7 protein-coding genes, 1 tRNA gene and 1 pseudogene are annotated in these 10,358 nt (G+C 66.3%); 3 read left to right on the forward strand and 6 right to left on the reverse strand.

All coding sequences use genetic code 11. The annotated features are described in order from the left end of the window. Positions 1–1,463 (reverse strand): 5'-3' exonuclease H3TH domain-containing protein (locus IJH84_RS18560; RefSeq protein WP_295146747.1); only part of this gene is annotated, 1,463 nt, incomplete at its 3' end. Between the two features lie 105 nt (positions 1,464–1,568). On the opposite strand from IJH84_RS18560, the gene IJH84_RS18565 reads away from it, so the two are divergent. Next, positions 1,569–1,961: a PaaI family thioesterase gene (locus IJH84_RS18565; RefSeq protein ID WP_200072142.1), complete on the forward strand. Its 393-nt coding sequence runs from the start codon at positions 1,569–1,571 to the stop codon at positions 1,959–1,961. A gap of 32 nt (positions 1,962–1,993) precedes the next feature. On the opposite strand, the gene IJH84_RS18570 is transcribed toward IJH84_RS18565, so the two are convergent. Together IJH84_RS18570 and IJH84_RS18575 are read right to left on the reverse strand one after the other, a co-directional pair. After that, positions 1,994–2,605, reverse strand: coding sequence for a response regulator (locus tag IJH84_RS18570; protein WP_200072009.1), 612 nt, complete (start codon positions 2,603–2,605; stop codon positions 1,994–1,996). A 147-nt stretch (positions 2,606–2,752) separates the two neighbouring features. Further along, on the reverse strand, positions 2,753–5,515 hold the full coding sequence (locus IJH84_RS18575) for an AAA domain-containing protein (RefSeq protein ID WP_295146750.1): 2,763 nt from the start codon (positions 5,513–5,515) through the stop codon (positions 2,753–2,755). Between the two features lie 286 nt (positions 5,516–5,801). Here IJH84_RS18575 and IJH84_RS18580 point away from each other — a divergent pair. Together IJH84_RS18580 and xerC are read left to right on the forward strand one after the other, a co-directional pair. Next, positions 5,802–5,878: transfer RNA gene (locus IJH84_RS18580), tRNA-Leu, on the forward strand. An 84-nt stretch (positions 5,879–5,962) separates the two neighbouring features. Further along, positions 5,963–7,267: a tyrosine recombinase XerC gene (xerC, locus tag IJH84_RS18585; protein WP_295146752.1), complete on the forward strand. Its 1,305-nt coding sequence runs from the start codon at positions 5,963–5,965 to the stop codon at positions 7,265–7,267. Here the strand turns inward: xerC and IJH84_RS18590 are convergent. The 3 genes and pseudogenes from IJH84_RS18590 to IJH84_RS18600 form a co-directional block, all read right to left on the reverse strand. Next, positions 7,227–8,126 (reverse strand): excalibur calcium-binding domain-containing protein, encoded by a 900-nt coding sequence (locus IJH84_RS18590; RefSeq protein ID WP_295146754.1) that lies wholly within the window; start codon positions 8,124–8,126, stop codon positions 7,227–7,229. The genes xerC and IJH84_RS18590 overlap by 41 nt on opposite strands. Positions 8,127–8,624: 498 nt before the next feature. Then, a pseudogene (locus IJH84_RS18595) lies at positions 8,625–8,783 on the reverse strand (integrase); the annotation flags it as partial. 263 nt (positions 8,784–9,046) lie between these two features. Next, positions 9,047–10,358, reverse strand: a 1,312-nt coding sequence (locus IJH84_RS18600) for an NAD-dependent succinate-semialdehyde dehydrogenase (protein ID WP_295146755.1), incomplete at its 5' end; no start/stop codon positions are given.

Genomic DNA, 10,358 nt, shown 5'->3' on the forward strand with positions numbered 1-10,358 from the left:
AGGGCACTGATCTCGCAGGCATCGGCAATCGTATCGAGCAGGGTGGCGCAGCTGCTTGCGGCAATCTTGTAGAAGGATTTCAACGCCTTCTCCTGCTGCTCGTCGGCGAGCAGGGACAGCTGGCCATCGCCGCCGTCCTGCTCGGCCCGCAGCTCGCGCTGCAGGTAGCGCACCACCAGATCGGGCAGGTCGAACGACCGCTGCCCGGGCCGCACCAGGTAGGCGGCCAGCGCGGTGTCGCTGGTCAGGCCCGCCAGTTCCCAGCCGCGGTTGCGGATCGCGTGCAGCGGGCCTTTGACGTCGTGCGCGGCCTTCGGCAGCGCCGGGTCGGCCAGCCAGTCCACCAGCGCCTTCTCGTCGTCCGGGGTGAGCTCGGTGACGTCGGCGTACACACCGGCTCCGTGCTGGTTGACCAGCGCCAGGGTGCGCAGGTCACCGCCGCCGGTGCTCCAGGTACCGGTGCAGGTCATCCCGACGCGTGCGCCGTCGGCGGCGTGCTCGCCGAGCCATCCGGCCAGCGCACCGGGCTCCACGGGACCGCCGGTGACCTCGAAGCCTTCCTCGACTTCGGGTTCGGCCGAGGAGAGCGTCGCGAACAGCCGCTCCCGCAGCACCCGGAACTCCAGGTCGTCGAACAGCCGGTGCACCGCGTCCCGGTCCCACTGGGCCAGCACCAGCTCGTCCGGCGCCACTCCCAGCGGCACCTCCTTGACCAGCTCGGTCAGTTCCCGGTTCAGCTGCACGGCCGCGAGGTGTTCCCGCAGCGCGTCGCCGGCTTTGCCCTTGACCTCGTCGACCCGGTCGACCAGCTCGTCCAGCGAACCGAACTGCTGGATCCACTTGGTCACGGTCTTCTCCCCGACTCCGGGGATCTTCGGCAGGTTGTCCGAGGGGTCGCCGCGCAGCGCGGCGAAATCCGGGTACTGCTGCGGCGAGAGGCCGTACTTGTCCTGCACGGCCTGCGGGGTGAAGCGGGTGAGTTCGGAGACGCCCTTGGTCGGGTACAGCACCGTGACCTGGTCGTCGACCAGCTGCAGGGAGTCGCGGTCGCCGGTGCAGATGGAAACCCGGAAGCCTTCCGCGGTGGCCTGCTCGGTCAGCGTCGCGATCACGTCGTCGGCCTCGAAGCCCTCCATGCTCAGCACCGGCACCGACAGCGCGCCCAGCACGTCCTGGATCAGGCTGACCTGCCCGCGGAACTCGTCCGGAGTGGTGCTGCGATTCGCCTTGTAGTCGGCGAACTTCTCGCTGCGGAAGGTTTTCCGGGACACGTCGAAGGCGACCGCGAAGTGCGTGGGCTGCTCGTCGCGCAGCAGGTTGATCAGCATCGAGGTGAAGCCGTAGACCGCGTTGGTGTGCTGGCCCGTGCCGGTTTGGAAGTTCTCCTTCGGCAGGGCGTAGAACGCTCGGTAGGCCATGGAGTGGCCGTCGATCAGCAGCAAACGTCGGTCTTCGGAAGCCATCACGCCGCCGAAGTCTAGGCTGAGCCACCGACAGCACGTGCGGCGAGGCGCGAGGAGAGGTGCAGCGTGACCGCGACCGAGGATGAGCAGGCGGGCAACGCCGGGATGGACCAGGTGCAGGCCCCGGACAGCGGCCAGTTGCAGCGGCGGATGGGCATCGAATTCGTTGAGTGGTCACCGGAACGTGTGGTGGCGACGATGCCGGTGGAGGGCAACCGCCAGCCCTACGGCCTGCTGCACGGCGGGGCGAACGCGGTGCTGGCCGAGTCGGTCGGTTCCATCGCGGCCGCGCTGCACGCGGGCGAGGACCGGATCGCGATGGGCCTGGAGCTGTCCTGCACGCACCACCGCGGCGTCACCGAAGGAGTCGTGACCGGTACCGCGACCCCGCTGCACCGGGGCCGCAGCACCGCGACTTACGAGATCGCGATCGTCGACGAGCGGGACAAGCGGACCTGCACGGCGCGGCTGACCTGCGTGCTGCGCGACCGGCCCTGATCACGACCGGCGCTGATCACGACCGGCGCTGATCACTCGAGGTTGTCCAGCACCGCCTGGGCCACGGCCTTCATCGTGGTCCGGCGGTCCATGGCGGTGCGCTGCAGCCAGCGGAAGGATTCCGGCTCGGAGAGGTTGTGCTTGCTCATCAGCAGGCCCTTGGCGCGCTCGATGGTCTTGCGCGCCTCCAGCCGCTCGCTGAGGTCGGCGACCTCGGCCTCCAGCGCCTGCACTTCGGTGAACCGGGACACCGCGAGTTCGACCGCGGGCACCAGGTCCCGCTTCGCGAACGGCTTGACCAGGTAGGCCATCGCCCCCGCGTCGCGGGCGCGCTCGACCAGGTCGCGCTGGCTGAACGCGGTGAGGATCACCACCGGCGCGATCCGCTCCCCCGCGATGTTCGATGCGGCCTCGATCCCGTCCATCTTCGGCATCTTGATGTCCAGGATCACCAGGTCCGGCCGCAGCTCCTCGGCCAGCCGCACGGCTTCCTGCCCGTCCCCGGCCTCGCCGACGACCTGGTATCCCTCTTCTTTGAGCATCTCCACCAGATCGAGTCTGATCAACGCCTCGTCCTCGGCCACGAGTACGCGACGTTCGACGGGCTTGGCCTCGCGTGGGTCCTCGGCAGCCGGCGTGGTCACCGGGTCCTCCTGGGGTAGTTCTGACACGGTCCAGTGCGTTGGTCACCGGAAAGTTCAGCTTACCGGCCACACCCGAAGGCCGAGATGACCAGGGAGGGTGACCATGCCGACACCGGTTCGACCATCCGCCCGGCCCGACCTGCGTGATCATCCGCGAGTCGCCCAGTGGTCCGCGGCGTCCGCCAGGGCCCGCCGGATCCGTTCCTGCTCCCGGCTTCCCGTGGTCGGCAGCCGCAGGATCGGCATGTCGTGCTCCCGGAAGATCGCGTCCTTGACCCCGTCCCGCTCCAGTTGGGCCGGGTTGTCCTCGTGGTACTTGAAGCCGTCGACCTCGATCGCCAGCAGCGCCTGGTTCGTCACGCGGTTGTAGACGACGAAGTCGACCGAGGAACGGTGCTTGACGAGTGTCCGTTGCCGCTGCGTGAGGCGGCTCTGGTCGGGGAACAGGTTCTTCAGCAGGACCTGGGGCACCGCGGTGAGGTGCTCGTTTCCCTCCTCGCCGAGGATTTCGCCGAGCACCGTCCACGCGATGTTCTCGGAGGGGTACTCGGTCCGGCGCAGGATTCGTTTTCTCAACGCCTCCAACCGCTGCGAGAAATCCTGGTAGAGCAGGTCGAAGATCGAGATGATCGAGCTGTCCGCCACGCCATCGCCGAGGTCCTGGTAGCGGATGTAGCCGACCAGATCCCGGATGTGGCGGCTGAGCGGCATCATGTCGTGGTTGGTGACCAGGACGAACCGCTGCTTCGCCCGGGACACCGCCACGTTGATCAGCTTCGGCTCGTCCACGAACGGCAGCCCGGTCCGGCCGTACCGGGTCTCGTCGAGGACCGTGGTCAGCACGACCATCTCCTTCTGCCTGCCCTGGAACTTGTGCACGGTGTTGACGTCGATCCCGTCGAGGACGTCACCCGCCTTGTCGCTCTGCAACCGGTACGGGGTCGTGACGCCGATGTCCGCATCCGCGATTCCGCCGCGGTGCTGCGGGATCACCTCGGCTTCGATGACGTCCACCTCGCGCTGGTTCGAGCGGCCCCCTTCGCGGTGCTTGCGCATGTGGTTGCCCTCGGCAGTGCGCCACACGAGCATCGAGCGCTCGGCGCCGCCGCTGGTGTACGGGATGAGCTCGTTGTCGTAGAACTTCTTGTTGCAAAAACCGATGATCGCCGGGGAACACCGGTAGTGCTCGCGCAGCAGCGTTCGCGGGAGCGCGTCGTCGCCGTGGATTTCCCGCAGCGACTCCAGGAGGCTGTTTCGGCAGTCGTAAGCGGGACTCGGCGGTTGGAGGTCCTCCGCCGGCTTCGGTGCGATCGGGGCCAGCTGCCGCGCGTCTCCGACCACGACGAGATTGCGGCAGCACGCCAGCGCCAGCCCGGCGACGATCGGGTCGACCTGCGAAGCCTCGTCGATGATCAGGTAGTCGAGCAGGACTCCGCTCGCGATGCTGTCCGCGAGCGAGTGGCAGGTGCTCAGCACGACCGGGTAGTCCGCGAGGAAGTCCTGGAACTCGTTGCACCGCTTGTACTTGTCCTGCCGATAGGTCTTGCGCGGACGGTTCCGGTACCGAGAACCGAGTTCGGCGCGCAGGGCCCGGATCGAAAGATCCCGGTGCTCTTCCGCGAGCGCCCCGAATTCCGCCCGCTCCAGGCCGTCGTCGAGTCGGCGGAGCTGTTCGTCCAACTCGGCGATCCGCTTTTCGTAGTACGCCCGCTGGAGCCGCACGACCACGTCGGTGTCCCCGGGGTCGATCCCGCGCAGCGATCCGTATTTGAAGTACTTCCGGATCCGCCGCAGCAGCCCCGGCCGGGCACCGTTGCGTTCCAGGTCGCTTTCGGCCAGGTAGTCCAGGACGCGGGCGGACGAGCGGCGCAGCAGCGGCAGCCCTTCCAGGTCGGGTAGCTCCTCACGGCGCAGGTGCTGCTCGAAGTGCCGCAGTTCCAGCCGGTACGCCTCGACCTCCTGGCGGAGCTCGGCGCTGCGCCGCTCGTCCCGCTGCAACCGGCGCAGCCGATCGTCCACGTCGGCCAGCCGCGCGGGATCGGGGTTTTCCGGGGTCTCGGCGGCGAATGCGCGAACCTGCTCGTTGCGGGTGGTCTGGCCGGCGAAGAACTTCGCTTGCTTGTCCTTGTTTCCGAGGTTGGCGAGCACGTGCCCGAAGCCGAGCTCGGCGAGCTTCTCCTGCACGTTGTCCACGGCGGCGTTGGTGTGCGAGACCACTGCCACGGTTTCGCGCCGGACGACGACGTTCGCGATCAGGTTCAGGATCGTCTCGGTCTTGCCGGTGCCTGGCGGGCCTTCGATGACCGACAGGTCGTGGGTGAGCGCCCCATCCACCGCCGCGCGCTGGCTGAGGTTGCAGCGGAACGGAAAGATCGGGGCGGTGCCCGCCTGCCGGGTCCGGATCGGGGCGGCCGAGAGGTAGGAACGCAGCACGCTCTCCGGATGGATGAACTCCAACCTTTCGTACGGGCGCCGCAACGGATCACCCGCGGGGAGCCCCGCCACGACCGCGTTCCAGTAGTCGCGCACCCCGGCCTCGAGTCCCGTCGGCGGAGGGCAGTTCAGCACCCGTACCTGGGCCGCCGGATAGCAGCGGTGGTCCTCACCCCGCTGCGTCCGGTAGAAGACCCGAGACCACGCACCTTCCGATCCGGAGAACGTGCAGACCTCCACGGCGCTCGACCACACGGCGCCGTTCACCTCGACCCGCTCGTGTTCACCGACGACTACCTGCTCCGGACCGGCGAGGATCGAAACGCGCTCCGGGCGGTACGCGTACCGGCGGCCACCGTTGAACACGATGCCGACCTTCCCGTCGGCCGAATCGTGTCCGGACACATCTCGCGTCTGGTCCTGGAACCGCCCGGACTGATCTTGGATCAGGACGGCTTCGCAACGTGGATCGATCACGCTGGTCTCCTCGGTGCGGAGCTCACCGGCGCCGCACGACCGCGGGCGACAGCCCCGGCAACGCGACGCGGCACGGCCACCGGGCACTACAGCAGACGATCGACGCCACCTCCGGCGAATGCACCGACATCACCCGATCGGCGCCCGGTCGGCGATCACTGCGAACCGGACCGTCCCGCCGAGAGCGCGCCCAGCCGAAGCCAGGGGCTCGTAGACGCCCTGCGCAGGCCACATGCGAACCCCGCCCACAACCTTTGATCAAGCCCACGCTAGGCTGTTCCCTCAAGCCCCCGTAGCCCAACCGGCAGAGGCGGCGGACTCAAAATCCGTACAGTGTCCGTTCGAATCGGACCGGGGGCACCACCGCTGAGCTGCGGAAACAATGGAAGATCGTGATCATGGAAGTGATCGCTGGGTGCGGCCTTGGGTGCGAGCACACTCAAGGCCATGACTGCTGCGCGATCAGAGTCGCGTGGACGTGGCCGGATCGAGGAGCGAGCGACGGGCTTCCGCGTGGTGGTGTACGCGGGCGTCGATCCGGTCACCGGCAAGCGCGTGTACCTGCGCAAGACGATCAAGGGCAAGGACAAGGCAGCCGAGCGGCGGGCCGAGAACGCTTTGACGAGCTTGCTCAACCAGGTCAACGAGCAGAACTCCACGCCTTCGACGGTCGCGCTCTCCTATGCACTCGATGAGTGGCTACGCACGAGCGAGCTGGAAGAGAGCACGCACCACACGTACGAGGGCTACATCAAGCGCACGATCCGGCCCGCACTCGGCGAGACACCGGTCAGCAAGATCACGCCCCGCGTGCTTGAGAGCTTCTACAGCGAGCTTCGGCGCTGCCGCACCCGCTGCGATGGCAAACCGCGGATCGACAAGCACACGAAGAGCGGCGAACACGACTGCGCCGAGTCCGGCTGCAAGCCGCACGTCTGCAAGCCGATGGGTTCCTCCACCATCCGGCAGATTCACGCCATCCTCAGCGGCACACTCGACGCAGCCCAGCGCTGGGAGTGGATCAGCTCGAACCCCGCCCGCATCGCGTGCAAGCCGAAACAGAAACGGCCCGAACCCGACCCGCCTACCCCGGCAGAAGCCGCGCAGCTCTCGGAAAAAGCGTTCAAGATCAACGAGGACTGGGGAACGCTGGTGTGGCTCGCCATGACCACAGGGATGCGCCGCGGCGAAATCGCCGCCCTCCGCTTCGCGCGGGTCGACCTGGATGAAGAGGTCATCGACCTCCGCCGCAACTGGGTCCGCGGCGTCGAGAAGGGGACCAAGACACACCAGAACCGCCGCATCCCCCTCGACTCCGAAACCGTGACGCTGCTCAAGGAACACAAGGCGCGGGTGCGCGAGCGCATCGAACGGGTCGGCGCCACCTTCTCAGAAGACCTGTTCGTCTTCGGCGGCAGCAAGACCCCGTATCACTCCGAGCCCTACTCCCCCAACGCCGTCACCCAGCGATACAAGGACATGGCAACCCGGCTCGGCATAGACACGCATCTTCACTCCCTACGCCACTACTCCGCCACCGAACTACTCACCGCCGGAGTCGACCTCCCCACCGTCTCCGGCCGCCTCGGGCACGGCGGCGGAGGCGCAACCACACTTCGCGTCTACGCAGCATGGGTCGCTGCTTCGGACCGTAAAGCCGCCGAGATCCTCGGCTCTCGAATGCCCAAAAGGAGCTCCCGCAAAGGGAAGGCTACTCACACGCAACTCCATCTTTGTTCCTATCCAGCTTAGCCCTATATCCAGCATCTCCACGATACAGTGGAGCCTTACCCGCATCCCTAACAGCGTCACAATTCTTATAGTAAAAAGATTCGCTATCTGGCTTTGGAGAGCTACTTCCATTTTCTGACGTGCCGTCATCTTCCGTTCCCCCTGGAAGGGGATTGAGCCTCGCATAATCACTCGATGGGCATTCAACTCCCGGTTGCGTCACACGAACGCTGGAGTAGTTCCCATAAATCCCATTGACATCTTGCCCGGCCGCCGGATCGTGCGAGCAAACGATCCATGAATCCATGTTTCCAGTCGGCTGGTTATCCGTGTATGCACCCGTCGCCGAGACATTTTTGATCCCGACTGAGCGCAAGATTTGCGCAGCCTCAGCAAAGGTTTTCTGCGTCACATCAGGAACTTTAGGCCAAGGAATAGGTCCTCCATCACTAGCAGGACACGGCACTCCAACGCGAACAACCCCGAAGTCCAGATTTTTCCCGTTGGCAACCTGGAAACATACTTGCCAGTTAGAACGAACTATCTGAGTTTCGTCACCAGGAGACGCATCGTGCGAAACATTTGTGTAACCGCTTTGAGTAGCACCGGTCGCGGCATCTTCGAGGCTTTTGCCTACAAAATTCGGAACCTCCGGGGGATTCACCGCATTTTTCCCGATTTCCGGTCCGGTCACCACTGCAGCTACTACTACGACAAGCAGCAACCAGACCACACTAAGTACCATTCCTCTTATTTTTCTATCGTGCGGCCAATTGCTAAGATAAGCGAAAGCTAAGCCAACCGGAGGAAAAACTACTAGCGCCAGGATTATTACCGCATTGTGCTGGCGCCATTCCGATTTGGACTCCCGCGAATACACCAAATACTCCTTACAGCGAATACCCTTCAGTGCACGCTTCGCAAGCCTTCGTGGAAACAGGGGACCTAGCGAAGTGTGCAAGATTAAGATATTACGTCGCTAAGAGTGGCCTGCTTCGGCATAGAAAATTGCCCCCGCAACAATAACTAACCCGAACAGCCCTCTCTACGTGGGTCAGAATCGCTGTGCGTGATTGAACGCGGCCGGTCGGCTGGGTGCGAGTCTGGGTGCGAACCTCTGCCTGCGATGCCCGCAGAGCGACGTCTGCCCTGCCGATCCGCGCCCTCCGCCGCAGGACAGCACCAGAGCGACACTGCTCGGCCGACTCAAAATCCGTACAGTGTCAGTTCGAATCGGACTGGGGCACCCCTTCTCATCTGGTCGGCGCGGCCTCTCACCAGGCATTTCGCGTGAAAGACCGCACCGATCCCCTCAGCGGTTGTTCCCGGCTGCTACGGCTGACTGCGGCTAGCTACGGACGGTGTGCGGACACGGTCATCAGCTTGCCGGGGTCGTCCCGAACCGCAGCGCTTCCTCAATGCGGCGCCGCGCGCTGGTCTCCTGGTCGGCGAGCACCTTCGCGTAGACCTGGTGCAGCACGGCGACCGAGTGCCCGGCCCATTCGGCCACCTGCGTCGAGGGGACTCCGCTCCGGACTCGGACCTCGACCCGGTGCCCCAGCCGAGTCGGTCGTGAACCCGACCGACAGTCGCCCGGCTAGCCCTCCGGTCCGGGTTCCGATCGCGTTGATCATCGCGGGCTGGCCGACACCACACCCGAAGAAACCGCGATGCCTAAGATCGCCCGGCGCCCCGGCAACGTCCGGGACACCGCCCGCACCGCCCCTGCGCAACAGGTCACGAACCGGAACCGGACCGGTGCGCGCGCTGCGGAACCCTGTCTCTGCCACGGCGTTCGCGTCAGAGTTGCAGGCCGATGTACTTGGTCTCGAGATATTCCTCGATGCCTTCGCTGCTGCCTTCCCTGCCGAGGCCGGATTCCTTGATGCCGCCGAACGGGGCGGCCGGGTTGCTGACCACGCCGCGGTTGACGCCGGTCATGCCGCTGTCCAACGCCTCGGCAACTCGCATCGCCCGGCTGAGGTCCTTGGTGAACACGTACGAGGCCAGGCCGAACCGGGTGTCGTTGGCCGCGCCGATCGCCTGCTCCTCGGTGTCGAACGGGTAGATCGCCGCTACCGGCCCGAAGATCTCCTCGGTGCGCAGCTCCGCGTCCGCCGGGATCGCGCGCAGCACTGTCGGTGGGTAGAAGTAGCCCGGTCCACCCGGAACCTTGCCTCCGAGCAGCAGTTCGGCGCCCCGCTCGACGGCGTCGTCGACCAGTTCGGCGACCTTGTCCCGCTGCCGCGCATCGATCATCGGGCCGAGCCCGGTGTCCGGGTCCAAGCCGGATCCGGTGCGCACCGCCGCGAGCCGCTCGGTGAGCTTGCCGGTGAACTCCTCCAGCACGCCGGACTGCACGTATATCCGGTTCGCCGCGACGCAGGACTCCCCGCCGTTGCGGAGTTTCGCCACGGTCGCACCGTCCACCGCCGCGTCGATGTCGGCGTCGTCGAACACCAGCAGCGGCGCGTTCCCGCCGAGTTCCATCGAACTGCGCAGCACGCCTTCGGCCGCCTGCCCGAGCAGCAGTTTGCCGACCCGGGTCGATCCGGTGAAGGAGATCTTGCGCAGCCTCGGGTCGGCGATCATCGGCTGCACCAACCCGGCGGCGTCGGTCGTGGTGAGCACGCCCAGCACGCCGTCCGGCAGGCCCGCTTCGCGCAACACCTCGGCCAGCAGCAGCATGGTCAGCGGAGTCTGCTCGGCGGGCTTGATCACCACGGGACATCCGGCGGCCAGCGCCGCGCCGATCTTGCGGGTGCCCATCGCGAGCGGAAAGTTCCACGGCGTGATCAGCAGCGTCGGCCCAACCGGGCGCTTCGTGGTGATGATCCGGTACTGGCCGCCGGGTTCGACGCCGTAGTCGCCGTCGAGGTGCAGCCGGCTCGCGCTTTCCGAGAACCACCGGAAGAACCCGGCCCCGTAGTCCACTTCGCCGCGCGCCTCGGCCAGCGGTTTGCCCATCTCCAGGGTGATCAGCGTGGCGATTTCTTCGCGTCGCCGGAGCAGCCCGTCATGAGCGGCGCGCAGGATGTCGGCCCGCCGCTGCGGTGCCGTGCCCGCCCAGTCGGCGGCAGCGTCGACGGCGTGATCCAGCGCGTCGGACGCG

The organism is Saccharopolyspora sp., from assembly GCF_017434145.1.
GTDB lineage: Bacteria > Actinomycetota > Actinomycetes > Mycobacteriales > Pseudonocardiaceae > Saccharopolyspora_C > Saccharopolyspora_C galaxeae.